A 25944-nucleotide genomic window follows, 5' to 3' on the forward strand; every position below is an offset into this window, starting at 1 on the left:
CGGCTCCGTCGCGAGGCCGGGGACGTGCTCGGTGATCCGCACCCTCTCCGCCGCCACTGACAATCGGCGGGGTCCGGCGCCGGGATCCGGACATTCCTCAGGGCCGGCGCGGCGGTGTCCAAGGGGGTTGTCGCACGGCGGTGACCTGGGCGGACGGCGGCAGAAAGGATTCGCGTCCGGCGGGGCCGATGCGTGCGGTCACGCGTCCGGCGAAGTGGCTCGAACTCGCTGTTCCCGGTGGGCCGGCCGGGTGAACCTCCGCCTGCGCGAAGGGTTGACGGGGTACCCCGGCGGCGGGAGCCTGTTCCGCATCGTGGCGACTGTTCCGCCATGTGATGACGGCTGGGTGGCCGATGGTGCCCGACCGGGAAGGGACGGCGTATGACGGGAACCACGGTGGAGGAGCGCGGGCTGCGAGAACGGGGCGGGGAGGCGAGCGGCACCGACCCGGTCGTGTTCGGCGTCGCGGCGGCCCTCACCCTCGTCTTCGTCCTGGTGGGGGCCGTGTCCACCGGCACGCTGAAGCGGGTGTCGGGGAATCTCCTGACGGGCCTGATCGACCAGGCGGGCTGGGCGTTCGTGCTCACCGCCTCCGGGTTCGTGGTGTTCGCGCTGTGGCTGGCGGCGAGCCGGTACGGCCGGATCACGCTCGGCGCGGAGAACGAGCCGCCGGAGTTCCGGACCGTCTCCTGGGTCGCGATGATGTTCAGCGCCGGCATGGGCATCGGCCTGATGTTCTACGGCGTCAGCGAACCCCTCTCGCACTTCGCCTCCCCGCCGCCGGGCACCTCCCCCACCAGCGACGCGCAGGCCGTCGAGACGGCGATGGCCACCACCCTGTTCCACTGGACCCTGCATCCCTGGGCGATCTACGCCGTCGTGGGGCTCGCCATCGCCTACAGCACCTTCCGGCGCGGCCGGCGTCAGCTCATCAGCGCCGTCTTCACCCCGCTGATCGGCAGGCGGCGGGCCGAGGGGTGGGTGGGGAAGCTCATCGACGTCCTCGCGATCTTCGCGACCCTCTTCGGCTCGGCGGCCTCCCTGGGCCTGGGCGCGCTCCAGATCCGCTCCGGGATCACCGAGCTGGGCTGGATGGACAGCGTCGGCACGGGGCTGCTGGTCGCGGTGATCGCCGTGCTGACGGTCGCGTTCGTCGCGTCGGCGGTGTCGGGGATCGCGAAGGGCATCCAGTGGCTGTCGAACATCAACATGGTGCTGGCGCTGACGCTCGCCGTGTTCGTGTTCGTCGTCGGCCCGACCGTGTTCGTCCTGGACCTGCTGCCGACCTCGATCGGCTCCTACGTCGGGGACCTGCCGCAGATGGCGGGCCGTACGCAGGCGTCCAGCGGCGAGGGCGTCTCGGACTGGCTGTCCGGGTGGACGATCTTCTACTGGGCGTGGTGGATCTCGTGGGCGCCCTTCGTGGGCATGTTCATCGCCCGCATCAGCCGGGGCCGCACGATCCGTCAGTTCGTGGGCGGCGTCATCCTCGTGCCCAGCACGGTGAGCCTCCTGTGGTTCGCGGTCTTCGGCGGGTCGGCGATGCGGCTGCGCGAGCAGGGCCGGCTGACCGACGCGACGACCCCGGAGAGCCGCCTGTTCGGCATGCTCCAGGAGTATCCGGCGGCGACCCTGTCCTGTGTCGTCGTCCTGGTCCTCGTCGGCATCTTCTTCGTCTCCGGCGCGGACGCCGCGTCCATCGTCATGGGCACACTCTCGCAGCGCGGCTCACTGGAGCCGAGCCGCTCGGTGGTCGTGTTCTGGGGGGTGCTGACCGGCGCGGTCGCCGCCGTGATGCTGCTGGTCGGCGGGGGCGGCGGTGACGCGCTGACGGGCCTGCAGAACCTCACCATCCTGGCCGCCGCGCCCTTCACCCTGGTCATGGTCGGCCTGTGCGTGGCCCTCACCCGGGACCTGCGCCACGACCCGCTCATCGTCCGGGGCCAACGCGGCGAGGAGGCCATCGACAGCGCCGTCATCGCCGGACACGAGAAGTACGACGGCGAGTTCGAACTGCGGATCGGGCCGCCGTCGGCGTCCTGAGGCAGTGGGAGGCGGGGCGGGCACGGGTCTCCCGGCCCGCCTCGCCGACCGGGCGACAGCAATGGCTATGTTGACATAGGTGTCTCGTCATACCTAACCTGCCCGGGTGTCCGGAACCAGCGCGAGCAGTGCCGACCGTGTGGCCGAGGGCCTCGCGGAGTGCCTGCCTGTGCTGCACCGGTCCGTGAAGCGGCACCTCGACGGCCATCTGCCGTATCCCAAGCCGCCGGAGCGCCAGCTGGCGCTGCTGCACCACGTCGCCGAGCACGACGGGGCGACCGTCCAGAGCGCGGCCGACGCGCTGCGGATGATGCCCAACAACGTCAGCGCCCTGGTCACCCGCCTCACCGCGGCCGGGCTGCTGGAGCGGCACCAGGACGAGGCCGACAAGCGGGTGGCACGCCTGCGCGTGACCGCCGAGGCCCGGCGCCGGATCGCCGAGGTGGACGGCCTGGTCACGCGGCGGATCTCGGCCGCGCTGCGCACTCTCACCGACGGTGATCTGGACGCCCTCGGCTCGGCGCTCGGCGCCCTCGTCGCGCTCGCCGACGCCCTGCGCGACGACTGATCCCCCCTTTCCCTCTCTTTCCGCACGCCCCCAACCGGTGTGCTTCACGCGCGCCGCGAACGCGCGCCGGTACGTCCAGAGGACCCCATGTCTGACACCGCTGTCTCCACAGCGCCCGCGCCCACCTCCACCACACCGCCCCGCGATCTGCGCGCCAACCCCTGGCTCACGCTCGTCGCCGTCGCGTTCGGCCTGTTCATGGTCGGTCTCGACGGGTCCGTCGTGTCGATCGCCAACGCCGAGATCGCCCGTGACCTCAAGGCGTCCACCGCCGAGTTGCAGTGGGTCACCAACTCCTACCTCCTCGCCCTCGCCGCGGCCCTCATCCTGGGCGGGAAGCTCGGTGACCGCCTCGGCCGCCGCACCCTCTACCTGGTCGGGGTCGCCGGGTTCACCGCCGCGTCCGTCGCGATCGGGCTCGTCGGCTCCGTCGAGGGCGTCATCGCCTTCCGCGCCGTCCAGGGGCTGTTCGGGGCGCTGCTGATGCCGAACACGCTCGCGCTGCTGCGGGCGGTGTTCCCGCCGAAGAAGTTCGGGATGGCCGTCGGGATCTGGGCGATGATCTCGTCCGTGTCGACCGCGCTCGGGCCGATCGTCGGCGGGCTGCTCGTCGAGCACGTGAACTGGGAGTCCGTGTTCTACATCAACGCGCCCATCGGCGTGATCGCGCTCGTCTTCGGCCTGGCCGTGCTGCCGCAGTCCCGCAACGAGGCCGCCGCCGGCGAGACGTTCGACGTCCCCGGGGTCGTCCTGCTCGCGGGCGGACTGCTCGCGGTCGTCTTCGGCGTCGTCAAGGGCGAGACCTGGGGCTGGACCTCGGGCGGCACGCTCGGCGCGATCGGCGGCGGGCTCGCCGTCCTCGTCCTGTTCGGCTGGTACGAGACGCGAATCGCCCATCCCCTGCTGCCGATGCGGCTGTTCCGCAGCCCGGCGCTGACCGTCGGGGCGGTCGTGACCGCGCTCAACTTCTTCATCCTGCTCGGGGTGATCTTCTTCGTGATGCTGTACCTCCAGAACGTCCGCGGGTTCACGCCCGTCGAGTCGGGGGTACGGACGCTGCCGCTCAGCATCGCCTCCATGCTCGCCTCGCCGCTGGGCGCGCAGCTCACCGAGCGGTTCGGGCCGCGCGTCACGATGCCGCTGGGGATGGTCCTCCAGAGCGGGGCCGCGTTCACGATGCTCGCGTGGAGCGCGGACTCCTCGTACGCCACGATGTGGCCGCCGTTCGTCGCGCTCGGCCTCGGCGTCGGCATGGTGATGTCCGCGTCGTCGGACGCGATCGTCGGCAACGCGCCCGTGCGGGACGGCGGCGTCGCGGGCGGCCTCCAGGCCACGTCCTTGCAGGTCGGCGGCGCGCTCGGGACGTCCGTCCTGGTGTCCGTCATCAGCAGCCGGGTCGGCTCCACCCTCACCGACGAACTCACCGGCGCGGGCGTCCCCCACACCGTCGCCGAACAGCTCGGCGAGGCGAAGGACGCCGTCGCGATGGGCGTCGCGCCGGTGTCGGACGCGATGCCGGGGCAGCTGCGGGCGGCGGTCGTCGAGGGGAGCCACGACGCGTTCATGGCGGGCGTCCACACGTCCGCCGTGGTGACGGGGGTGCTCGCGCTCGTCGGGGCGGCGCTGGCCGTGGTGGGGCTGCGCGGGCGTACGGCGGTGCGGACGCCGGGTCCGGCGGCGTCGTCGGAACCCCAGACCGCGCCAACTCCCCCCACCACCACCGGAGTTCCCGTCACCGGCCACGTCCGGGGCGCCGACTCCGCCCCCGTCCCCCGCGCCGCCGTCACCCTCATCTCCCTCGGCGGGCGCCAGGTGGGCCGGGTCGTGTCCCGCGCCGACGGGTCGTACCGCGTGGACGCCCCCGGCGCCGGGAGCTACGTCCTCATCGCGTCCGCCGAAGGGTGCCGTCCGCAGGCGGCGACCGTCGTGGTCGGCGCGGAGCCGGTGGCGTACGACGTACTGCTCGCCGGGACGAGCGGGCTGGCCGGGACCGTCCGGGCCGCCGGCGGGCAGGAGCCGGTGGCGGGGGCGCTGGTGGTCACCGCCGACGTACGCGGAGAGATCGTCGCGTCCGGGGTGACCGGGGCCGACGGTGATTTCGGGTTCGCGGACCTGGTGCCGGGGCCGGTGACCGTCGCGGTGAGCGCGGAGGGGTTCCGGCCGGTGGCGCTGCCTGTCGAGATCACGGTGCGCGGAGTGACGCGGACCGAGGTCGAGCTGATCGCGGGGTCGCGGGTGCGGGGCGCGGTGACGGCCTCGGGCCGGCCGGTGAACGACGCGCGGGTGACCCTGGTCGACGCGACCGGCAACGTCGTGGCGACCGCCGTCACCGGCGAGGACGGCGGGTACGCGTTCACGGACCTCGGCGGCGGCGCGTACACGCTGACGGCGACCGGGTATCCGCCCCGGGCCACGCAGGTCACCGTGGGCGGATCCGGGGTCGACGGCCACGACATCGAGCTGTCGCACCCCGGGGAGTGAGCCGCACCGGAGCGGGCGGCGGTGTTCCGGCCGCCGCCCGCCCCGGTGTCAGACGGCGGCCGGCGCCGCGTAACAGCGCACGGTCACCGTCTGCTCCGGGCTCCACCGCTGCTCGACCGTCGCCAGCAGCCTCCACCCCAGCCGCTCGTACAGGGCCACCGCTCCCGAATCGCTCGCCACGACGTCGAGCACCGGATGGAGATCGCGGCGACGGGCCTCCGCGACGGCTCGCTCCATGAGCCGTACACCGACGCCGTGGCCGCGGGCCTCGGGGGCGACGAAGAGGCGGCTGACGACGGCCGTCGCGGCAGTGTCTCCCCACAGGCCGGGGGCGAGGTCGTCCTCGTCGCCGCGGTCGAGGGCGACGTGACCGGCGATCCGCCCGTCGAGGACGGCGACCCACGCGCCCAGCCCGGCCGCCCGGGTCAGCCAATCGCCGGGGTTCTCGGGCCAGTTGACGGGGTAGCCGTCGTGCCGGTGGACCTCGGCGAGGGCCTCGGCGCAGGCGGTGAGGTCGTCGTCCGTACGGGGTCTGACCGTGTTCTCGGTGTTCACCGCCGCATCGAAGCACAGGCCCCGCGGGCGCTCTACCGCCTTTCCGGGAAGGTCGCACCCTCCGGGACGACGCCGCCCGCGGGGCCGCGTACGGCGGACTCGGTGAGTTCGCGGACGCGGGCGGCGGGGACGGTGACGCCGGGGGTCCCCTGCATCCAGCCGAACCACTCCAGCGGGGACAGGCCCGCCGGGGACTCCCCCGCGTACGGCTTGACGTAGACCGGGGTCTCCGGCTCGCTGCGCCAGCTCTCGGCGAGGGTGCCGGTGTCGACGGCGTCCCAGCCGAGAGCGTCGAGGAGGTCGGCGGCCTCCTTCTTGGCGGCCGGGTCGTCCCCGGCGATGGGCAGGGCGCTGCGGTCGGGGGCGCCGGCGGGGCGGGCGAGGGTGAAGAGCTGGTGGGCGCCGATGTTGTTGAACACCTTCACCACCCGGGAGCCGGGGAGGCTCCGCTGGAGAAGGGCGCTGCTGGTGAGGTCGTTCGCGTCCAGTTCGGCTATCCGTCCGTCGCGCGCGGGGTAGTAGTTGAGGGTGTCGAGGACCGTCTTGCCGGCGAGCGCGTCGACGGGGAGTTTGTCGTACGCGTACAGGGGGACGGTCGCGACGACCAGGTCCCCGGCGCGGGCGGCGTCCGCGGGGGTGGCGGCGCGGGCCTTGTCGCCGAGGTCGGTGACCAGGTCGGTGAGGGTCTCGGGGCCTCGGGAGTTGCTGAGGACGACGTCCCAGCCGGCGGTGATCGCCAGGCGGGCGACGGCGGTTCCGATGTTTCCGCTGCCGATGAGGCCGAGGGTGCGGGGCATGGCGTACTCCATAAGGTGTCGGTGGCCCGGACGATTATCCGGAGGCACCTTCCACTTCTATCACGACAAGTGGAGGGTGCGTCCGTTTGGCGTGATGGTTGACTGGTTCGAGCCGCCCGAGAGGAACAGGAACCCCGTGGACACCACCCCGACGACATGCCGCAAGCCGCGCGCCGACGCCGCGCGCAACCGGGCCCGGATCCTCGACACGGCGCTGCGCCACTTCGCGGAGTGCGGCGCCGGGACCTCGCTCGAAGCGATCGCGCGGGACGCCGGGGTCGGTCCGGCCACGCTGTACCGGCACTTCCCGACGCGGGAGGCGCTGCTCGCGGCGGCGCTGGAGACCCCGGCGGGTGAACTCCTCGCCGGACGCGAGGAGTTGCGGGCCGTCGAGGATCCCGACGAGGGGCTGCGGCGGTGGCTGCTGACGCTGGAGAAGTACTTCGGCACCTTCACCGGTCTGCCGGCGCCCGTCCTCGCGGCCCTCACCCAGGACGACTCGCCGCTCGCCGTCTCCTGCCACGAACTCCTCGCCGTCACCGACGAGTTCCTCACCGCCGCCCAGCAACGCGGCACGGCCCGCCCGACGGTCCGGGCCCACGACCTCTTCCTCGCCGCCCTCTTCCTCGCCTGGACGCGGGGCGCCCCCGTCGACGACGACGCCCTGCCGACCCTGCGTCAGCTCATCGAGACCGGTTACAGCACGCGGTGAGCTACTGGTGGTCGGCCCACACGTAGGTCTCGGGCAGCAGGTCGGCGATGGGCAGCGCCCGGTCCCCGACGATGACCTCGATGCCGGGGAAGTAGTCCAGGAGGACCTGCCGGCAGCGCCCGCACGGCGGGACGACACCCCGGTCGCGGTCCCCGACGGCGACGATCGTCCGCAGGTCGTAGGCGCCCTGGGCGGCCGCCGTACCGATGACGACGAGTTCGGCGCAGGGCCCGCCGGTGAAGTGGTAGGCGTTCAGCGCGGTGACGATCCGGCCGTCGGAGGCCCGGGCCGCCGCCGCCATCGTGTGGTTGTCGCCCTGGCAGCGGGTGCGGGCGAGGTGGGCGGCGGCTTCGACAAGTTCATGATCCACGTGGGCCACGATCGCGGTCGGGGGCGGGTGCACGCAAGCGGATTGCGCAGGCAGGGGCTGAGGGGCGGCGCTTTGCGCCATGTTGCTGGGCTCGGAACGTTCGGGTCTACCCCTCCGGGATGACGACCTCGAACCGCTCCGGCGCCGTGACGTCGGGGTCCGGCCCGCCGCGTACGCCCGTGTCGAGGGCGTCGAGCGCGGTGAGTTCGGTGTCCGTCAGGGTGAAGTCGAAGACGTCGAAGTTCTCGGCGATCCGGGCCGGGTTCGTGGACTTGGGGATGGCGTTGCGGCCGCGCTGGAGGTGCCAGCGCAGCATGACCTGGGCGGGTGTCTTGCCGTGGGCGCGCGCGACGGCGCCGATCGCCGGGTCCTGGAGGGTGCTGCGGCCGGTGCCGTCCTTGTCCCAGTAGAAGGTGATGCCGCCGATCGGGGACCACGCCTGGGTGAGGACGCCGTGCTCGGCATTCGCCTTCTGGACGTCCGGCTGGGTGAAGTAGGGGTGCAGCTCGACCTGGTTGACGGCCGGGACGACGCTGGTGCGGCGCAGGAGTTCGGCGAGGTGGTGGGGCATGAAGTTGCTGACGCCGATCGCGCGGACCCGGCCGTCCTCGTACAGCTTCTCCAGCGCGGTGTAGGCGGCGACGGTGGTGTCGAACCGCTCGGGCACCGGCTGGTGCAGGAGGACCAGGTCGAGCCGGTCGGTGCCGAGTTTGCGGACGCTCTTGTCGAAGGCGTGCAGCGTCTGGTCGTAGCCGTAGTCGGAGACCCAGATCTTCGTCTCGACGAACACGTCGGCGCGGTCGACGCCGGAGCGGCGCAGGCCCTCGCCGACCTGGCGTTCGTTGAAGTACGCGGCGGCGGTGTCGATGTGCCGGTAGCCGGTGCGCAGGGCCGTGTCGACGGCGGCGGCGGTCTCCTCGGCGGGGCTCTGGAAGACACCGAAGCCGAGGGCGGGCAGGGTGACGCCGTTGTTGAGGGTGATCATGGTCATGTCCCCATCGTGCGCGCCGTCCGCGCGGGTTTCCACCTGGCTGGGGGGCCGTGTCATTCCCCCGCACGACACGGCCTGCCATCTCGTCCCGGCCGGCTCCAGGCTGGGCACATGAACGCACGAGCCAAGACCCCGACTCCCCTCACCGTGCTGGTCGTCGGCGCGACCGGCAGCATCGGCCGGCTCGTCGTCGCCGAGTGCCTGGCGCGCGGGCACACCACGCGCGCCCTGGTCCGCGATCCCGTACGTGCCCGGCTCCCCCTGGGCGTCGGCCTCGTCACCGGTGACCTCACCCGGCCCGAGACGCTGGCCGGCGCCGTGGCCGGCGTGGACGCGATCGTCCTCGCCCACGGCTCCGGCGCGGGCTCCTCCCCCGAGACGGTCGACTACGCGGGCGTCCGCAACCTCCTGGACGCCCTGGCCGGACGGCGTCCCCGCATCGCCCTGATGACCGCGATCGGCGTCACCGCGCGGGGCAGCGCCTACGGCCACCTCCTCGACTGGAAACGCCGCTCCGAGCGGCTCGTCCGGGCCAGCGGGCTGCCGTACACGATCGTCCGCCCCGGCTGGTTCGACATGAACGACCCCGGCGAGCAGCGCCTCGTCCTCCTCCAGGGCGACACGCGCCGCTCCGGCAGCCCGTCCGACGGGGTCATCGCCCGGGAGCAGATCGCCCGGGTGCTGGTGTCCGCGCTCAGCTCGCCGGAGGCGACGGGCCGGACCTTCGAACTGGTCGCCGAGCGGGGCCCGGCGCCCGCCGGCCTCGGTCCGCTGTTCACCGCTCTGGACCAGGACCCGCCGGATGCTCTGGACGGTGTCCACGACGAGGCGAACATGCCGCTGCCGACGGAGCCGCAGCGAGTACGGGACGACCTGGAGGCCGCCAGGAGACGGGCGGCCCGGTAGCGCTGCTCCCGTACGCTGCGCCGCAGTTCCGCGAAGCGCCATGTCTCGGCGGAGGAACACACAGGCACCGCCTGTCACACTGGGTGCATGGCACGTTCGAGCGGCAGCGGTGGGACAGGGCTCGGGATCTTTCTGCGGGCCCACCGGGAAGGGGTCACTCCTGAGGCGGCCGGGCTGCCGGTCGGGCCGGGGCTGCGGCGTACTCCGGGGCTGCGGCGGGAGGAGCTGGCCACGCTCGCCGGGGTGAGTGTCGACTACTACGTCCGTCTGGAGCGGGGCAAGGAGACGCACCCCAGCCCCGCCGTCGTCGACGCCCTCGCGCGGGCCCTGCTGCTGGACGCGGCCGAGCACGAGCATCTGCGGGTCCTCGTCGCCCGGGCGGCCGGCGCGGCCGACCTCAAACCCCCGGCCACAGCGCCGGAGACGATCCTGCCGGGGGTCGGTCTGCTGCTGGAGCGGCTGCGGCCGTTCCCCGCGTAGTGCTCAGCCGCACCATGGACGTCCTCGCCTGCACGCCGGGCGGGCTACGGCTGTTCGCCGGGCTGGCGGACTGGCCCGCCGACCGCCGCAACGTCGTCCGCTACGTCTTCCTCCACCCGCAGGCCCGCACACTGTTCGACGACTGGCACGACCAGATCCGCGCCGCCGTCGGCCGGCTCCGCTCCCTGCACAGCCTGGAGCCCGCCGCCCCCGGGCTGGCCGCGCTCATCGACGAACTCCTCGGTGAGAGCCAGGAGTTCACCGACCTGTGGGAGCGGTACGACGTACGGATCCACACCCACGGCAGCAAGACCTTCCACCACCCCGAGGTCGGCGACCTCACGCCCGGCTACCAGAAGATGGAGATCGAGGGCACCCACACCCAGCGCCTCGTCGTCTACTACGCCGAGCCCGGCACCCCCGACCACGACAAGCTGGTCCTCCTCGACACCATGGCGGGGACCGGGCAGGACGCGGCGTGTCCGTCGGCGGCGAGGCGCTAGCCGTCCGTGCGTGGCCGCACCGCCGGTTCGAGCAGCGACAGCGTCCGTTTCTGCGCGTCGAGGGCGGCGCGGATGCCGAGCGGCATCGGCAGGTTCGGGCCCGCGTGTCCGATGTCGACGTTGCCCAGGACCGGGATGTCGCGGTCGCCGAGGACGTCGAGGACGATCTCGGCGAGGTTCGGGGGGCCGTCGGGCGAGCCGAGGCCGTCGATCGCCTGGGGAACGCCCACGACCATGCCGCCGATCCGGTCGAGAACGCCGCTGTGCCGCAGGATGTGCAGGTAGGTCCACACGTGCGACGCCTGGCCGCCCAGTTCCTCCCAGAACAGCACGGCGCCGTCGAAGCGTTCGAGCGGGAGCGCGAAGGGGGTCGCTTGTGCCAGCACGACGCGGTTGATGACCCCGCCGATCAGCGGGCCTTCGGCACGCCCGGGACGCCAGCACTCCCACGACGGGCCGGTGGGCAGCGCGCCGAGCGGCTCCGTGCCGGTCAGCAGCGTCGCGTACAGCTTCCCCAGTTCGTCCCGGCGGGCGGCGGACACTCGTTGCCAGTGCCCTCCGAGGCCGGGCGTGGCCACGTCGGCGTGGAACCCGACCAGGCCCGTGCGGGCGTGGAGCACCAGGTGCAGCAGTGAGATGTCGCTGTAGCCGAGGATCGGCTTGGGGTCGGCCCTGATCGCGTCGAAGTCGATCAGGTCGAGGTAGCCGAAGACCGTCTGGCCGCCGTCGTGCGCGACGATCGCGCGCACCTCGGGATCACGCAGCAGACCGTTGAACTCCTCGGCGATCTCCTCCGGCCGCGCCGCGCTCCACCAGCGCCGCCGCCCGGCTTCGAGGAGCGGCGCCAGGCGTACCCGGAACCCCATCCGCTCGATCTCGGCCACCGCCCGCCGGAGGTCGGGGGCGTACCGGGCGTCGAGCGGCCCGGACAGTGCCGCGACGACGACGAGATCCCCGGGTCCGAGGGCACGGGGCCGCAGCAGCTGAGGCAGTTGGGTACTGATCACCGCGGCAGTATCCCGACGCCTCCGGCAACGGGCCACGCATTTTCGCCCGCCGGTCAAAACGGGTTGTGGGGGCTGGGGCCCGCCTGACATCGTGCGGGTTTCCGTGACATCTGTGAGGTTCCCGTGACGATCTACTTCTATGGCGCCGACGAAGTCCCGTACGGGTGCTTCTCGAACTTCTCCGATCACGGCTTCGACCTCGACGGGGTCTGGTGGCCGACCTCGGAGCACTACTTCCAGGCGCAGAAGTTCAAGGGCACCCGGCACGCGGATCTCGTCCGGCGTGCGCGGACGCCGTTGCGGGCGGCGGAGCTGGGCCGTGACGCGTCCCGGCCGCTGCGGAGGGACTGGGAGCGGGTCAAAGACGATGTGATGCGCCGCGCGGTGGCCGCGAAGTTCCGTGCGCACGCCGACATCCGGGACGTTCTGCTGTCGACCGGCGACGAGGAGATCGTCGAGGACACCACCGCCGATCACTACTGGGGGCGGGGCAGGACCGGGAACGGCAAGAACATGCTCGGGCGGATTCTGGTGCGTACGCGCGGCCAGTTGCGCGCCGAAGCCCCCGAGGGGGACGGCCGCCGCGCGGGGCGGTGATCCCCTGCCGGGTCAGCCCGTGCCGGACGGGCGCGGTCCCTGAGCCGGACGACCCGGATGTCGAGCCGGCCGTGCCCGTCACACACGCCAACGGGCCGCGGCCTCTTCATCGGCCCAGGGCATCAAACCCTCTTCGCCGGCGGTGCAGAAATAGCCGAGGTGGGCGCGGAGTCCGGGGTGTTCGATCACGGCGAGCTCTTCTTCCCACTCCTCGCCGGGCTCCGCGCCGAAGGGCGAGCAGGCCCTCGGGCGCGTTGCCGGTGGCAAGGGCGTCAAGGAGGGGGCCGTCGGAACGAGCCGGGGGAAGTGGACGGCCCAGGTGCTGTCCGGTGAGGGGTCGGAGAGGTGCAGGCCGTACCGCCGCCTCGCAGAACGTGCCGGGCCAGGTGTCCGTGATCTACCCGGACGGCAGGATCCGGACCGTCCTGACCGCGTCCGGCGGCCTCGCCTCCCCCAGCGCCACGGCGGTGCGCGGTGACGAGTTGTACGTCATCGACGGCGGCCTGAACGCCCCGCCCCACTCCCAGGTGCAGCGCGGAAAGATCGGCCTCTCCGCGCTCGGTCACTGACGAGCCGGGTCAGCGTCGCCGCTGGTCCGCCCGCAGGTCGAAGTCGCCGTAGCTGTTGTCGACGGGGTTGACGGTCACGCCGGGGGCCACGATCTCGTCGATGCTGTCGAGAAGTTCGGGCGTGAGGGTGACGTCCGCGGCCGGGAGGAACGCCTCCAGTTGCTGCATCGTGCGGGGGCCGATGATCGCCGAGGTGACGCCGGGATGGTTGATCACGAAGGCGACGGCGAGCTCGATCAGGGTGAGGCCGGCCTTCTCCGCGAGGAGCGCGAGCTGCTCGACGGCGTCGAGCTTGCGCTGATTGGCGGGGGTGCTCATGTCGAAGCGGGCTCGCGGGCGTGCCGCGGAGGCGGGGCCTTCGTCGGCGTTCTTGCGGTAGCGCCCGGAGAGCCAGCCGCCGGACAGCGGGCTGTAGGTGAGCGTGCCCATGCCGTGGCGGCGGACGGCGGGCAGCACGTCCTCCTCGATGCCGCGCACGAGGACCGAGTACGGCGGCTGCTCGGTCACGAACCGTTCCAGGTGCCGTTCCCGCGCGGTCCACTGGGCCTCGACGATCTGCGAGCCGGAGTACGAGGAGGAGCCGAGGTAGCGGACCTTGCCCTGGCGGACGAGGTCGGAGAGGGCGCCGAGGGTCTCGGCGACGTCGGTGTCGGGGCTGGGCCGGTGGACCTGGTAGAGGTCGAGGTGGTCGGTGCCGAGCCGGCGCAGCGAGTCCTCGACCGCGCGCATGATCCAACGCCGGGATCCGCCCCGGTGGTTGGGGTCGTCCTGGCTCATCGGCATGAAGAACTTGGTCGCGAGGAACACGTCGTCGCGCCGCCCCTTGAGCGCCTTCCCGACGATCTCCTCCGAGACGCCGCCGGAATACACATCGGCGGTGTCGACAAAGTTGATGCCGGCGTCGAGGGCGCGATGGATGATCCGTACGGAGTCGGTCTCGTCCTGGTTGCCCCAGGGGCCGAACATCATCGCGCCCAGGCAGAGCGGGCTGACCTGGACGCCGGTGCGGCCGAGCGGTCGGTACTGCATGTCACTGCTCCCGTCGTGTGGTGTCGACTCCTCACCGTAGGTCGGCCGGCGATCTTCTGGGAGGCACTGTCACTCCCCCTGACAGCAGGCACTGCCACCCGCACGCGAGGGGGCGTTGCATGGAGGGACCGAACCCCGCAACCGAAGGAAGAACGTGCGTTCAGCACCCGTGCGCGCAGCGGGCGAGCAGGCGTCGGACGCGCCCGTCCCGGCCCGCCCCGCCCTGATCCTCGCGATCATCTGCGTCAGCCTCCCGGCCTTCGGCGGCCTGCTGCTCCTGGGCGCCCGGACCGGTGACCTGTTCGGGCACCGCCGGATGTTCCTGCTCTCGCTGGTCGTGTTCTCCGTCGCCTCGCTGCTGGTCGGGGCCGCCCTCGGGCTGGTCGTCGGGGAGCTGGTGGCGGACCTGGTCTCTTGGCGGGCCGGGTTCCTCCTCAATGTGCCGATCGGCGTCCTCATGTTCGCCCTGGCGGCGCGGTTCCTTCCGGAGACCGTCCGGCAGCGGGGCCGCTTCGACGTGCTGGGCGCGCTGCTGGCGACGCTGGGGGCGGCCTCGCTGGTCCTGGGCATCGTGGAGGCGTCCACCCTCGTGCTGCTCGGGGCGGGGGCGGTCCTGCTGGGCCTGTTCCTCCTGGCCGAGCGCCGGGCCGCGCAGCCGATCGTGCCGCTGCGCCTGTTCGCCAGCCGTGAGCGCGGTGGCGCCTATCTGGCCCGGATGCTCTACATGGGCGGCATGACGGGGTTCTTTTTCTTCACCGCGCAGTTCGTGCAGAGCGTCTACGACTGGACGCCGCTCCGGGCCGGGCTGTCCTTCCTGCCGATGACGCTGGTCAACTTCGCCCTCGCCGTCTGCGTGCCGAGGCTCATCGACCGGATCGGCGCCTCCGTGACGCTCGTGACGGGCGTCGCCCTGACGGCGGCGGGCATGGTGTGGCTCAGCCGCCTCGGCCTCGGCACGCCGTACGCCACGGGGGTGGCGCTGCCGATGGTGTTGATCGGGGCGGGGCAGGGCCTGGCGCTGGCCCCGCTGACCTCCAGCGGTGTCGCCGGTGTCGCTCCCGGCGACGTCGGCGCGGGGTCGGGGCCGGTCAACACCGTCCACCAGCTCGGCAGCGCGCTGAGCCTGAGCATCCTCACGGCGCCGGATTCGGGGGTTCGGGTGTCCTGGGCCGGGTGCCGAGCATGTCCAGCAGCGTCACGGCGTCGTGTTCCGCGCTCCCCGGTTCGCAGTGGTAGGCGAGGAGGCGTTGTCCCGGTGTGCCTTCCAGGTGCAGGGACTGGTAGCCGAGCGTGAGGTCGCCGACGTCCGGGTGGTGGAAGGTCTTGCGGCCGTGGCTGCGCGCCTTCACGTCGTACCGTTCCCACAGGCGGGCGAACTCCGGGCTCTTGAGGAGGAGTTCGCCGGCGAGCCGGGTCAGGTCGGGGGCGTCCGGGTCGGCGCCTGCCAGGGCCCTGAGGCGGGCGACGCAGCCTCGGACCTGGTTGTTCCAGTCGTCGAACAGGGTGCGCGCGGTGGGGTGGAGGAAGACGTACCGGGCGATGTTGCGCTGTGTGACGGGGTAGTCCTCCATGCCGGCGAGCAACCGCAGCCCGCTGGGGTTGGCCGCGAGCAGGTCGTTGGTGCGGCTGACGAGGTACGCCGGGTTGGGCCGCAGCGCCTCCAGCATCAGCTTCATGCCGGGGCGGACGGTGCGCGCGGGGACGCCGGGTGCCGGGGGTGTCCTGCGGGAGGCGAGCTGGGCCAGGGTGCGCAGGTGCCGGTGTTCGTCGTCCTCCAGCCGCAGGGCGCGGGCGAGCGCGTCGACGACGGAGGGGCTCGGGCGGCTCTCCCGGCCCCGTTCGAGGCGCGTGTAGTAGTCGACGCTGATGCCGGAGAGGGTGGCCAGTTCCTCGCGGCGCAGGCCCGGCGTGCGCCGTACGCCGGTGCCGGCCGCGAGTCCGGCCTCGGTGGGCGTCAGCCGAGCGCGCCGGGCCCGCAGGAAGCGGCCCAGCTCGGTGCCGCCGACGGTCTCGGATGTCATGCCCTCCAGTGTGGACAAGCGGCGGCCTGTGTGGCGGCCGGGTGAGGGGCCCTGTGACTCCCCCTGACCGGCACGGCCGCGGAGTTGTCCACGGTGACCACAGGGGCTTCGTAGACAACTCTTCGCTGGTCAGGCTGGGTGCGAGGGGGGCTCGACATGACAGGTCACCGAGCGAGAGAGCGCCAGGCATGAACAACGAACCGTGCGTACCCGACCGTCCCTGCGTCCTGGTGAGCCGGGGGGCGGATTCCGCCGCGCTCGTCACGGCGCTGCGTTTCCTCGGCCTGGACGCGCACGCGGTGGGGACGGCGGCGGAGACGGTCGGGGAGCTGCGCCGCCGGGATCCGGACGTCGTGCTGCTGGACACGGACCTGCCCGACCTGAGCGGGTTCGAGGTCTGCCGGCGGCTGCGGGAGGCCGGGGTGGACACCCCGGTGCTGTTCCTGAGCGCGCGCCGAGCCGTCGAGGACAAGTGCCACGCGCTGGCGATGGGCGGCGACGACTACGTGACCGCGCCGGCCGACCTGACCGAGCTGAGCGCGCGGATCCGGGCGCTGATCCGGCGTTCGCGGCGCGGGGTGCCGGCTGCCGGGCGGCTGCGGGCGGCCGGGCTCGAACTGGACGTGCGCTCGCGCGAGGTGTGGCTGCACGGCCGTACGGTGGCGCTCTCGGCGACCGAGTTCGCGCTGCTGAGGCTGCTCATGGACAACGCGGGGAGGGTGATCTCCAAGGGGGAGATCCTGGACGTCGTGTGGAACTACGGCTTCGAGGGCGAGTCGGGGGTCGTGGAGACGTACGTCTACACGCTGCGGCGCAAGCTGGACGACTCGTGCCGGTCCCTGATCCGGACGGTGCGCGGCGCGGGCTACATGGTGTGCGGCGGGGAGCCCGCGCCGGCCCGTACGGACGGGGTGTTCAGCCGATGACGAGGGTGACGGTGCTGCCGTTGGGGTTGCCGTTGGCCGGGAGCAGCCGCAGGTCCGTGCGCCAGCCCGTGCTGGGCTTGCGGTGGTGCAGTTCGACCGACTCGCCCAGCTTCCACCAGTAGTCCTTGGCGAGGGCGCAGGTGTGGGGGGCCGCTTCCCAGAAGCGCGAGCCGCCCCACTCCTGGTGCTGGTTGCCGCCGACGATGAAGAACTTGACCTGTTCGTTCGAGTGGTTGCAGAGCTGGATCTGGGCGAACTTGTCGGCGGCCGAGGCCGTCGCGGGCGCCGCCAGTCCGCCGAGCACGGCGGCCCCGGTCAGTACCGCCATGGTCACCTTGCGCTTGACGTTCATCGAGTTACCGCTTTCTTGCGTAGGAGGAGGGGGTTCAGGGGCGCAGTCCCTCGGCGTGCAGCCACGCGCGCGCCGCCTGGGAAGGAGTGCGCCCCGCCGCCACGGACGCGGCGAGTTCGGAGAGCCGGCCGGTCGTCAGCGCGCTGCCGAGCCGGGCCAGGACCGCTCTGCCGTCGGGACGGGCACACGGCGCGCTGATCAGGGGGAAGACGTGTTCCGGCGGGACGACGCCCCGGGGGTCGCCGAGCACGACCCGGCCGCCCCGGGGATCCGTGCTGTGCAGGATCTGGACGTCCGCCGTGTCCGACGCGCCGTCCGGGGTCAGGGTGACGCCGTAGGTCTGCCGGAGCCGTACGGCCGAGGGGGCGTCCGGTGCTGTCGCCGCCGCGCCGCCGAGGGTGACGCGGCCGGGCATCTTGGCCAGGTCGGCGACGGTCCGCAGCCCGTGGCGGCCGGCGTCGTCCCGGGTGACGGTGAGGACGACGCCTCGCTGGGCCGCCGCCGGGGGCAGGGCGTCGATCCCCGGCGGCAGGGCCATGCTGAGCGTGGTGTCCATGTCGCCGGGGACGGTCTGGGCGCGTGGGAGTGCGCCGAGGGTGGTGCTCTCGTACGCCGGGGCGAGGTCGAGGTCGCCCTCCACCACGGCGTGGACGGTGTCGGGGGCGGACGCGTACCGGGTGGCCGACATCCGCACCCCTTCCCCGGCCGAGCTGAGGAGTTCCCCGTAGAGGGCCGCGACGACCTGGCTCTCGGCCGAGGTGTCGGCGCCGATCACGATGGGCCGTACGCAGTCCGCGTGGTCGCTCGCGCTGCCGGAGGTGTCGTTCCCGCCGACCGTGCAGGCGGTGAGGGCGGCGAGGGAGCAGACGGCGAGGGCGGCGGCCCGGAGGGGTGTCGCGGTCACGGGTCAGCCCACGTGGCAGTGGTCGTGCTTCTCTTTCGCCGTCATCGGCGCCTTGAGGAGATTGACATAACCGGCGGACGGGCGGGCCGTGTCGAAACCGGACTCCTCGTAGTTGGTGATCCGCCAGTCGAAGTGGCCGTAATAGCGCTTCTTGAACTGGATCTCGTACCAGCCGAGGACCTTGTCCTTGGGGGTTCCCCTCTCGACCCAGCCCTTCTCGAAGGAGTCGAGGTTCTTCTTGAACTCCTCCTTGTCGGTGTGGCTGCGCTCCCACGTGTGGTTGTAGCTCGCCTCGAAGCTGACCTCGAAGACGCCCTCGAACCCGGCGGTGGTGGTGATCGCGACACCGACGGAGTCGCTGGAGGTGGTCTGGTCCTCGCCGCCGACGCTCTTCTCGCCGCCGCCCGCACAGTTGTAGGTGATGGCGCCGACCAGGTGGTTCGGTCCGATGTACTCCGTGCTCCGCTGCGGGTGGAACTTGCACAGGCTGCTCGTGGTGTTGCACTGCTTCAGCAGCTCGGCGACGCTCGGCTTGTCCTCGGCGGACGCCTGGGGGGCCACGATCACCGTGGTGGCCACCGCGAGGGCGGCGGCCGCTCCGGCGGCGCCCAGCATTCGCTTGACGGCCCGGGGCCTACGGCGCACGAATTCCATGGCCGATTCCTTTCGGAGGGGGGTTCCGGTCGATTTCCTCGCCGGCTGTGTCGATTACACAGGCGCCCGCGTCGCTGGAGATCAACGCTCCCTCAGGGAATGGCTCAGGGTTTTCTGTTCACTTCCTCAATGCCGGATCAGTAAGAAAGGTAAGAGGGGCTATTCCCCGCACACGCGGCGGTACGGGGCGTCGGGGGCGTACGTCCGCCACTGGGCCGGGGTCAGGTCCGCGTCTCCCGTGCGGGCGCAGATCCGGGCGACGACGTGGGCGGGGTCGATGTCGTAGCGCTGGAGGGGGACGTGTGCGCCGGACGCGTACAGGGTGGTGCTGTCGGGGGCGAAGGCGAGGGAGGTGACGGCCTCGCCGGCGGTGGGCAGGGGGCCGCCGAGGGGCTGTTGGGCAGCGACGTCCCAGAGCTGGAGGGTGCCCGCGTCGCCGCCGACGGCGAGGGTGGTGCCGTCGGGGCTGAAGGCGAGGGCGCTGATCTGCTCGGGGCCGTCGCCGAGGGCGGCGGGGAAGACGTTGCGCAGGACGCCGGCGCGGTGGCGGGCGTCGCCGTCCCACAGGTCGACGCGGCCGTCCTCGTCGCCGACGGCGAGGCGGGAGCCGTCCGGGGCGAAGCCGAGGGCGGTCGCTCCGGCGTCCCGGGTGAGGTCGGGGGCGACGATCTCGCCGGAGGGCGGCCGCAGGGCGCGGTCGTCGCTGGCGAGGAGGCGTCCGTCGGGGCGCAGCGCAAGGTGGTTGCCGTTGGCCGCCAGGAACACGGCGGTCCGCCGGTGGTGTGCGACGTCCCACGCCTCGACGTCGGGGGCGCTGAGGCGGGGGGTGCGGACGGCGTACAGGGTGTGGCCGCCGGGGTCGAGGGCGAGGGCGGTGACGGCGCCGGCGGGTGCGGGCGCGGTCAGGTCGAGGGTGGTGCGTACGCGGGCGTGGGCGCGGTCCCAGACGGTGACGTGCTGGGCGACGGCGTCCCGGCCGGGGAGGGCGACGCCGTACGCGAAGGTGGTGCCGTCGGGGCTGAACGCCAGCAGGGGCATGGTGTCGGCGGGGCCGACCGGGCTCGCGGGGTCGAGGGCTGCGGGCAGGGGTGGGGGCGGGAGGGTGCGGAGGGTGGTGCCGTCGCGGAGCTGGACGCGGTAGGTGGGGCCGGTGGATTCGGCGGTGGCGAGGGTGTGGCCGTCCGGGCTGAGCCGGGTCGCGGACAGGGGGCGGGCGGGCCAGGCGGGGGTGGTGACCGGGGCGGTGTCGAGGGTGTGGACCGTGCCGCCTTCGAGGTAGCGCAGGAGGGGGTGGTGGGTGTCCCAGACGAGGTGGTTGTAGACGAACTGGTTGTCGAGCGCGTGTCGTTGGACCGGTGCCTCGGGCCGGGACAGCCGCCAGATCTTGATCTCGTTCGGGTCGAGTGTCGCGAGGAAGGCGCCGTCGGCGCTGACGGCGGCGTCGCCGATGCCGGGGGCGGTGAGGCGGGTGACCTGGCGGCCGGTGGCGATGTCCCAGACGCGGACGCCGTCGGCGGTCACGGCGGCGAGCCGGCCGCCGCCGAGGACGAGTTCGGCGTGGTCGTCGTCGCAGGTGCCGGCCGCTGTCCGCCAGTCGCCGGGCAGGGCCCGGCGGCGGGTGACGTCGAAGACCTCCGGGGCCTTGCCGGTGGGGCAGACGGCCGCGGTGCGGCCGTCCGGGCTGAGTGCGGCGTCGATCCGGGCGGGTGCGTCGACCGCCAGGAGCCGGCGGCCGTCGGCGGCCGTGCGCAGCAGGAAGCGGCCGTCGTCGACGTCGCTCTGGGCGAGGATCCCGCCGGCCACGAGGTCGACGGTGGTGGCCGTGGACAGGACCGGGCCGGTCCAGCGGCCGGTGGCGGTGTTCCACACGCGGGTGGTGCCGTCGGGTTCCTGGACGACGAGGAGCCGGCCGTCCGGTGCGGCCGACACGACGTCGCCGTCCGGCAGCGGCCCGGACCCGGTGCGGGTGCCGTCGGTGACGTCCCAGGTGCGCCAGGTGGTGCCGTCGACGGACAGGAGGGTACGGCCGGAGTCGGTGAGGAAGCGGGTGGTGGTGTCGCCGGGCGCCGGGTCGGTGAAGGTGCCGGTCTCGGGCTGGGTGAGGGAGCCGAGCAGGGCCCGCCGGGTCTCCGGGAGCCGCGCGACCCGCCAGGCGGCGACGCCGAGGAGCTGCGCCGTACGCGGGTCGGTGGTGCGCAGCCCGTCGGCGACCTCCGCGATCCGGCGGGCCGCGTCGTCGGTGCGGCGCCGCTCGTTGTCGCGGTGCTGCTGCCAGGCGAGCAGCCCCGCGACCAGCGCCACCGCGACCACCGCCGACAGGGTCGACACCAGCATCCTCGCCCGCCGCGCACCGCGTACGGCCGCCTCGCGCTCGGTGTCCCGGTGCGTGACGGCGGCGGCCAGGAACGCCCGCTCGGTGGCGGTCAGGACGGGGTCGTCGGCGTGCCGGGGGAAGGTCTCCTCGGCTCGGGCGAGCCGGGTGCCCCGGTACAGGGTGCCGGGGTCGCGGTCGTGCTCCACCCAGGCGTGGGCGGCCTCGGTGAGCGCGCGGTGGTGGCGCAGCCGTTCCCGGTCCTCCTCGATCCAGTCCCGCAGCCGGGGCCAGCGGCTGATCAGGGCCTCGTGGGCGAGGTGGACGCCGTCCTCGTCGCCGGTCAGCAGGCGGGCGCGGGTCAGGGTCTCGACGGCGACGCGGACGCCGGGCTCGGCCCACGCGTCGAGTTCGGCTCTGGGCAGGGGGCGCCGGGTGTCCGGGGTGCCCTGGCCCGGTTCGACCATCCGCAGCAGCAACTGCCGGGCGGCTCGGGCCTGTTCGGGGGTGAGGGTGGCGTACGCCCTCTCGGCGCTGGCGGCGATCGCGCCGCCCACTCCGCCGGCCGCGTCGTACGCGGCGAGGCTCAGCATGCGGCTGCGGCGGCGTCGCCAGGTCTCCAGGAGGGCGTGGGAGAGCATGGGGAGGCCGCCGGGTTCGTCGAGGACCTCGTCGACGATCCGGGCGGTCAGCTCGCGTTCCACGATCAGTCCGGCCGTCCGGGCGGGCCGGACGACGACCTCGCGGAGTTCCTCGGCGGTCATCGGCCCGACCAGGAGGCCGGCCCCGCGCAGCGCGTCCGCGAGGTCGCGGTGTTCGGCGCAGCGGCCGTAGAAATCGGCGCGCAGGGCGATCAGGACGCGCAGCCGGCTGTCCGGGTCGCGGGCGGTGAGCAGCAGGTCGATGAACCGGTTCCGTTCCGCGCGGTCCCGGCACAGCGTGAACACCTCCTCGAACTGGTCGACCACCACCCAGCTGTCCGGCTCCCCCTCCCCCGGCGCGAGCAGATGCCCGTACGTCGCGGCGGGCCGGGGTCCGGGGGTCAGCACCCGCAGGACGGCGGGCTCTGCGATCTCCTCCCTGAGCCGGGGCACGAGCCCCGCCCTCAGCAGGGACGACTTGCCGCTCCCGGAGGCCCCGAACACCACCGCGAACCGCTGCCCGCACACCAGCGCGCGTACGTCCTCGATCAGCCGGTCCCGGCCGAAGAACACGTCCCGGTCGCCCGGCTCGTACCGCGCGAGCCCCCGGTACGGCGGCGCCGCGTCGGGCTCGTCCCGCGCCTGCCCGGCGACCTCGGCCTCCGCCTCCTTCCAGCGCCCCTCCCACTCCCCCGGCTCACCGCCGCAGGCCAGCACGTACTCCTTGACGACCTCCGGGGACGGCAGCTTCTTCCCCGCCGCGGCCTGCGCCAGAGCCGCCGCCGAGACCTGCACGCGCTGCGCCATCGCCCGGTAGGTCGGCCGCCCCGCCGCCTCCCGCAACTCCCGCAGCCCGTGCGCGAACCGCTGCACGGGGCCCGCCGCCGGGTCCAACGGCCTCTCCGGACGGCCCATGGCCACCTGCTTCCCTGACGCGTGCGGAGGACGTCCGGACATTCGGACATCGGGAGAGCAGCACCTTACGTTTCCGGCCGGTCTGCCGTCATTCGATCCCTGCGCGATGTGGTCAGGGCGACAGGCGGTGCTCGCCGGCGCCTCACGCGAAAGCCGGCACGACCTCCTTGATGAACAGCTCCAGGGACCTGCGCTTCTCCACGTGCGGCAGGCTGTTGTCGATCCAGAAGCTGTACTCGTCGACGCCGAGTTCCTCGTAGGCGCGCAGCCGGGCGATGACCTCGGCCGGGGTGCCGATCATCGCGGTCCGGTGGAGGGATTCCGGCTGGAACTCGGGGCGGTCGGCGAATTTCGACTCGGGGCTGGGGGGCAGGAAGCCGTTGACGGGGGTGGTCTTGTTGCCGAACCAGGCGTCGAAGGTGCGGTAGAAGCGGTTGACGGCTTCCGCGGCGGGGCGCCAGCCGTCGGGCTCGTCCGGGGAGTGGACGTGGGTGTGCCGCAGGACCATGAGGTCGGGGCGGGCGACCTCGGGGTGGGCGGCGACGGCGGTGTCGAACTTCCGCTTGAGGTCGACGACTTCCTCGTCGCCCTTCATCAGCGGGGTGACCATGACGTTGCAGCCCTGGGCGACGGCGAAGTCGTGGGAGGCGGGGTCGCGGGCGGCGATCCACATGGGCGGGGTGGGCCGCTGCACCGGCTTGGGGACGCTGGTGGAGGTCGGGAACTGCCAGATCTCGCCGTCGTGGGCGTAGTCGCCCTGCCAGAGGGCGCGGACGGCGGGAACGAGTTCACGCAGGTGCTTTCCACCGTCGGCGGCGGGCAGCCCGCCCGCGAGCCGGTCGAACTCGAACTGGTAGGCGCCGCGGGCGAGTCCGACCTCCATGCGGCCGTCGCTGATGACGTCGAGGAGCGCGCACTCGCCGGCGACCCGGATGGGGTCCCAGAACGGGGCGATGATGGTCCCCGCGCCCAGCCGGATCGTCGAGGTCCTGGCGGCCAGGTGGGCGAGGAGCGGCATCGGGCTCGGGGAGATCGTGTACTCCATCGCGTGGTGCTCGCCGATCCACACGGTGGAGAACCCGCCGGCCTCGGCCGTCAGGACCAGCTCGGAGAGGTCCTCGAAGAGCTGCCGGTGGCTGACCTCCTCGTCCCAGCGCTCCATGTGCGCGAACAACGAAAACCTCATGACTGCTCCTGAGCTGCTGTGGCGGCGTCCAGTTCGGTGAGGGTGACGTCACCGGTGGCCCAGTGCGCGCGGGGTACCTCGTGGACGACGACGCGGATGTGTTCGGGCCGGGTGTTCACGGTGCGCAGGACCGCGCTGTGCACCTCGTGGATGAGCGCCCGGATCTGCTCGGGGGTGCGGCCCGCGCCGAGGGTGATGGCGACCTGGGGCATGTCAGCTCCGCATCGTGAAGGGGTCGGCGACGGGCTCCTCGCTCGTGTTGATCCAGACGCTCTTGAGGCGGGTGTACTCCTTGACGGTCTCGGTGCCGTGCTCGACGCCGGTGCCGCTGGTCTTGAAGCCCTGGCGCGGTGACATCGGGGACATGGCCCGGTAGGTGTTGACCCAGACGGTTCCGGCGTCGAGGCGGGCGGCCGTGCGGTGCGCGCGGGAGAGGTTCGTGGTCCACACGCCGGCGGCGAGCCCGTACGCGGTGTCGTTGGCCAGGCGTACGGCCTCGTCCTCGGTGTCGAAGGGCATGACCGCGAGGACGGGGCCGAAGATCTCCTCGCGGACGACGCGCATGTCGTTGTCGACGTCGACGAGGACGGTCGGCTCGTAGAAGTACCCGCCCAGGCCGGCGTCGGTGGCCCGGCCGCCGGTCAGCACGCGGGCGCCTTCCTCGCGTCCGAGGTCGACGTACCCGGCGACCTTGTCGCGCTGGGCTTCGAAGGCCAGCGGGCCCAGTTCCGTCTTCGCGTCCAGGGGGTCGCCGATGACGATGGTCCGGGCGCGCTCGGTGACCCGCTGGAGGAGTTCGTCGTAGACGGAGCGGTGGGCGAAGACCCGGCTGCCGGCGATGCAGGTCTGTCCGGCGGCGGCGAAGATGCCGGCGACGACGCCCATCGCGGCGTTCGGGATGTTCGCGTCCTCGAAGACGATGTTGGGTGACTTGCCGCCGAGTTCGAGGGTGGAGCCGATGAAGCGGCTGGCGGTCGCCGCGGCGATGCGGGACCCGGTGGCGGTGGAGCCGGTGAAGGAGATCTTCGCGAGGTCGGGGTGGTCGACGAGGGCCTGTCCGGCCTCGGCGCCGAAGCCGGTGACGACGTTGACCGCGCCCGGCGGGAACCCGGCCTCCAGGGCGAGTTCGGCGAGTCTGAGGACGGTCGCCGAGGTGTGCTCCGAGGGTTTGATCACGACGGTGTTGCCGGTGCAGAGCGCGGGTGCGAGCTTGCTACTGGTGAGGGTCAGCGGGGAGTTCCACGGGGTGATCGCGCCGACCACGCCGAGGGGTTCGCGGGCCGTGTAGTTGAGGACCTGCCGGTCGGAGGTGGGGATGACGTCGCCGTGGATCTTGTCGGCGAGCCCGGCGTAGTAGTGGTAGTACTCCGGCAGGGCGGCCAGTTGCCCGCGCATCTCGCGCAGGAGTTTGCCGTTGTCCAGGGTCTCCCCCCGGGCCAGGTCCTCGGCGTTCTCGGCGATGAGGTCGCCGAGGCGGCGCAGGAGGTGTCCGCGCCGGGTCTGGCTGAGGTCGCGCCAGCGCGGGTCCTCGAACGTCCTGCGTGCGGCGGCCACGGCCCGGTCGACGTCGGCGGCGTTTCCGCGTGCGGCCCGGTAGAGGGTCTCGCGGGTGGCGGGGTTGGCGCTCTCGAAGTACTCGCCCGACGCGGGCTCGGCGGGGGCGCCGTCGATGAAGTGCCGCAGGGTGGTGAGGTCAGACATGTGCGCACTCTCCGATGAAGGTGCTGAGGCAGTCGGCGAACGCCTCGGGGCGCTCGACGGGCAGCATGTGGCGGGCCCCGGGGATGACGGCCGCACGGCAGCCGGGAATCGCCGCGGCGAGCCGGTGGGTCATCGCGGGGGTGGACCCGGGGTCGTTCTCGCCGGTCACCGCCAGGGCGGGTACGGCGATGGCGGCCAGGTGCGGGGCGAGGTCGGCGTCCGCGGTGGCGAAGACGCGGTAGCAGGCGAGGAAGGACGCGGGGTCGTTGGCGAGCAGGGTGGCCTCGGTGCGGGCGACCCGGTCGGGGCCGACGCCGGTGCCGTCGTACCAGCGGCTCAGGGACGCGGCCACGCTCGCCGGGAAATCGGCCTCCGCGGTGCGCAGCCGGTCGTGTACGGAGGCCCGCTCCTCGGCGGTGCGGGCGCACACGGAGCTGACCGAGGTCAGGGTGGCCACCAGGTCGGGGCGGTGCAGCGCGATCCGCTGGGCGATCAGGGCGCCCAGCGAGAACCCGACCAGGTGCGCGTTCGCCGGGATCTCGCCGGTCAGCCCGTCGGCCAGGTCGGCGAGGGTCACGGCGGCGGGTACGGGCGGGCGGGCGCCGTGGCCCGGCAGGTCGGGGGTGAGGACGGTGAACCGGTCGGACAGGAGCCTGGCTGCGGGCTCCCACATGGTGTGGTCGAGTCCGACACCGTGGAGCAGGACCACGACGGGCTTGCTCATG

General features: G+C 72.9%; 25 protein-coding genes and 1 pseudogene. 11 read left to right on the forward strand and 15 right to left on the reverse strand.

Going from position 1 to position 25944, the window contains the following annotated elements; genetic code table 11:
- Positions 1-381 precede the first annotated feature (381 nt).
- The 3 genes from ACLZOT_RS08140 to ACLZOT_RS08150 all read left to right on the forward strand — a co-directional run bounded on the left by ACLZOT_RS08140 (position 382) and on the right by ACLZOT_RS08150 (position 5092).
- Positions 382-2043 carry a BCCT family transporter gene (locus ACLZOT_RS08140; protein ID WP_416968075.1) on the forward strand — a complete coding sequence of 554 codons (1662 nt, stop codon included), beginning with the start codon at positions 382-384 and terminating at the stop codon, positions 2041-2043.
- 106 nt (positions 2044-2149) lie between these two features.
- Positions 2150-2611 carry a MarR family winged helix-turn-helix transcriptional regulator gene (locus ACLZOT_RS08145; protein ID WP_416968076.1) on the forward strand — a complete coding sequence of 154 codons (462 nt, stop codon included), beginning with the start codon at positions 2150-2152 and terminating at the stop codon, positions 2609-2611.
- 87 nt (positions 2612-2698) lie between these two features.
- Positions 2699-5092: a DHA2 family efflux MFS transporter permease subunit gene (locus ACLZOT_RS08150; protein WP_416968077.1), complete on the forward strand. Its 2394-nt coding sequence runs from the start codon at positions 2699-2701 to the stop codon at positions 5090-5092.
- A 48-nt stretch (positions 5093-5140) separates the two neighbouring features.
- Here the strand turns inward: ACLZOT_RS08150 and ACLZOT_RS08155 are convergent, their stop codons facing one another.
- Positions 5141-5647: a GNAT family N-acetyltransferase gene (locus ACLZOT_RS08155; RefSeq protein ID WP_416968078.1), complete on the reverse strand. Its 507-nt coding sequence runs from the start codon at positions 5645-5647 to the stop codon at positions 5141-5143.
- 32 nt (positions 5648-5679) lie between these two features.
- Positions 5680-6444, reverse strand: a complete 765-nt coding sequence (locus ACLZOT_RS08160) for an NADPH-dependent F420 reductase (RefSeq protein ID WP_416968079.1) — start codon at positions 6442-6444, stop codon at positions 5680-5682.
- Positions 6445-6580: 136 nt separating this feature from the next.
- On the opposite strand from ACLZOT_RS08160, the gene ACLZOT_RS08165 reads away from it, so the two are divergent.
- On the forward strand, positions 6581-7156 hold the full coding sequence (locus ACLZOT_RS08165; RefSeq protein WP_416968080.1) for a TetR/AcrR family transcriptional regulator: 576 nt from the start codon (positions 6581-6583) through the stop codon (positions 7154-7156).
- 1 nt (position 7157) lies between these two features.
- Here ACLZOT_RS08165 and ACLZOT_RS08170 read toward each other — a convergent pair whose 3' ends face one another.
- Both ACLZOT_RS08170 and ACLZOT_RS08175 read right to left on the reverse strand, forming a co-directional pair.
- A complete protein-coding gene (locus tag ACLZOT_RS08170; RefSeq protein WP_416968081.1) occupies positions 7158-7526 on the reverse strand; it encodes a cytidine deaminase family protein in 369 nt (122 codons plus the stop codon).
- 106 nt (positions 7527-7632) lie between these two features.
- Positions 7633-8517 carry an aldo/keto reductase gene (locus ACLZOT_RS08175; protein ID WP_416968082.1) on the reverse strand — a complete coding sequence of 295 codons (885 nt, stop codon included), beginning with the start codon at positions 8515-8517 and terminating at the stop codon, positions 7633-7635.
- 111 nt (positions 8518-8628) lie between these two features.
- On the opposite strand from ACLZOT_RS08175, the gene ACLZOT_RS08180 reads away from it, so the two are divergent.
- From ACLZOT_RS08180 to ACLZOT_RS08190, 3 genes are all read left to right on the forward strand, one after another.
- Complete coding sequence (locus tag ACLZOT_RS08180) at positions 8629-9423, forward strand: SDR family oxidoreductase (protein WP_416968083.1); 795 nt, start codon at positions 8629-8631, stop codon at positions 9421-9423.
- An 87-nt stretch (positions 9424-9510) separates the two neighbouring features.
- The gene (locus ACLZOT_RS08185; protein ID WP_416968084.1) at positions 9511-9903 is read left to right on the forward strand and encodes a helix-turn-helix domain-containing protein; all 393 of its coding nucleotides are present in this window, start codon (positions 9511-9513) and stop codon (positions 9901-9903) included.
- Positions 9903-10406 (forward strand): hypothetical protein, encoded by a 504-nt coding sequence (locus tag ACLZOT_RS08190; protein WP_416968085.1) that lies wholly within the window; start codon positions 9903-9905, stop codon positions 10404-10406. The genes ACLZOT_RS08185 and ACLZOT_RS08190 overlap by 1 nt, the downstream gene beginning before the upstream one ends.
- Here the strand turns inward: ACLZOT_RS08190 and ACLZOT_RS08195 are convergent.
- The gene (locus ACLZOT_RS08195) at positions 10403-11413 is read right to left on the reverse strand and encodes a S66 peptidase family protein (protein WP_416968086.1); all 1011 of its coding nucleotides are present in this window, start codon (positions 11411-11413) and stop codon (positions 10403-10405) included. The genes ACLZOT_RS08190 and ACLZOT_RS08195 overlap by 4 nt on opposite strands.
- 123 nt (positions 11414-11536) lie before the next feature.
- Between ACLZOT_RS08195 and ACLZOT_RS08200 the strand changes: the two genes are divergently transcribed.
- Positions 11537-12010, forward strand: coding sequence for an NADAR family protein (locus tag ACLZOT_RS08200; RefSeq protein WP_416968087.1), 474 nt, complete (start codon positions 11537-11539; stop codon positions 12008-12010).
- A 329-nt stretch (positions 12011-12339) separates the two neighbouring features.
- Positions 12340-12579, forward strand: coding sequence for a hypothetical protein (locus ACLZOT_RS08205; RefSeq protein ID WP_416968088.1), 240 nt, complete (start codon positions 12340-12342; stop codon positions 12577-12579).
- Positions 12580-12588: 9 nt separating this feature from the next.
- On the opposite strand, the gene ACLZOT_RS08210 is transcribed toward ACLZOT_RS08205, so the two are convergent.
- Positions 12589-13608, reverse strand: a complete 1020-nt coding sequence (locus tag ACLZOT_RS08210) for an aldo/keto reductase (RefSeq protein ID WP_416968089.1) — start codon at positions 13606-13608, stop codon at positions 12589-12591.
- 316 nt (positions 13609-13924) lie between these two features.
- Here ACLZOT_RS08210 and ACLZOT_RS08215 point away from each other — a divergent pair.
- Positions 13925-14719 (forward strand): annotated as a pseudogene (locus ACLZOT_RS08215) (MFS transporter); the annotation flags it as partial.
- A gap of 22 nt (positions 14720-14741) precedes the next feature.
- On the opposite strand, the gene ACLZOT_RS08220 reads toward ACLZOT_RS08215, so the two are convergent.
- Positions 14742-15629 (reverse strand): helix-turn-helix transcriptional regulator, encoded by an 888-nt coding sequence (locus ACLZOT_RS08220; RefSeq protein WP_416968090.1) that lies wholly within the window; start codon positions 15627-15629, stop codon positions 14742-14744.
- A 188-nt stretch (positions 15630-15817) separates the two neighbouring features.
- Here ACLZOT_RS08220 and ACLZOT_RS08225 point away from each other — a divergent pair, with 188 nt between their 5' ends.
- The gene (locus ACLZOT_RS08225; protein WP_416968091.1) at positions 15818-16555 is read left to right on the forward strand and encodes a response regulator transcription factor; all 738 of its coding nucleotides are present in this window, start codon (positions 15818-15820) and stop codon (positions 16553-16555) included.
- Here the strand turns inward: ACLZOT_RS08225 and ACLZOT_RS08230 are convergent.
- From ACLZOT_RS08230 to ACLZOT_RS08265, 8 genes are all read right to left on the reverse strand, one after another.
- On the reverse strand, positions 16545-16907 hold the full coding sequence (locus ACLZOT_RS08230) for a hypothetical protein (protein WP_416968092.1): 363 nt from the start codon (positions 16905-16907) through the stop codon (positions 16545-16547). The genes ACLZOT_RS08225 and ACLZOT_RS08230 overlap by 11 nt on opposite strands.
- Positions 16908-16941: 34 nt before the next feature.
- Positions 16942-17811, reverse strand: a complete 870-nt coding sequence (locus ACLZOT_RS08235) for a glycine betaine ABC transporter substrate-binding protein (RefSeq protein WP_416968093.1) — start codon at positions 17809-17811, stop codon at positions 16942-16944.
- A gap of 3 nt (positions 17812-17814) precedes the next feature.
- Entirely contained in the window at positions 17815-18465 is a 651-nt protein-coding gene (locus ACLZOT_RS08240) for a hypothetical protein (RefSeq protein ID WP_416968094.1), read from the reverse strand.
- A 159-nt stretch (positions 18466-18624) separates the two neighbouring features.
- Positions 18625-22332: a WD40 repeat domain-containing protein gene (locus ACLZOT_RS08245; protein WP_416968095.1), complete on the reverse strand. Its 3708-nt coding sequence runs from the start codon at positions 22330-22332 to the stop codon at positions 18625-18627.
- A 142-nt stretch (positions 22333-22474) separates the two neighbouring features.
- Positions 22475-23518 (reverse strand): LLM class flavin-dependent oxidoreductase, encoded by a 1044-nt coding sequence (locus ACLZOT_RS08250; protein ID WP_416968096.1) that lies wholly within the window; start codon positions 23516-23518, stop codon positions 22475-22477.
- A complete protein-coding gene (locus tag ACLZOT_RS08255; protein WP_416968097.1) occupies positions 23515-23730 on the reverse strand; it encodes a tautomerase family protein in 216 nt (71 codons plus the stop codon). The genes ACLZOT_RS08250 and ACLZOT_RS08255 overlap by 4 nt, the downstream gene beginning before the upstream one ends.
- A gap of 1 nt (position 23731) precedes the next feature.
- Positions 23732-25219, reverse strand: coding sequence for an aldehyde dehydrogenase (locus ACLZOT_RS08260; RefSeq protein WP_416968098.1), 1488 nt, complete (start codon positions 25217-25219; stop codon positions 23732-23734).
- Positions 25212-25943 (reverse strand): alpha/beta fold hydrolase, encoded by a 732-nt coding sequence (locus ACLZOT_RS08265; RefSeq protein WP_416968099.1) that lies wholly within the window; start codon positions 25941-25943, stop codon positions 25212-25214. Before ACLZOT_RS08265 ends, ACLZOT_RS08260 begins: the two co-directional genes overlap by 8 nt.
- Position 25944: the final 1 nt, after the last annotated feature.

The sequence above is a fragment of the Streptomyces sp. 4F14 genome (assembly GCF_048159485.1).
GTDB lineage: Bacteria > Actinomycetota > Actinomycetes > Streptomycetales > Streptomycetaceae > Streptomyces.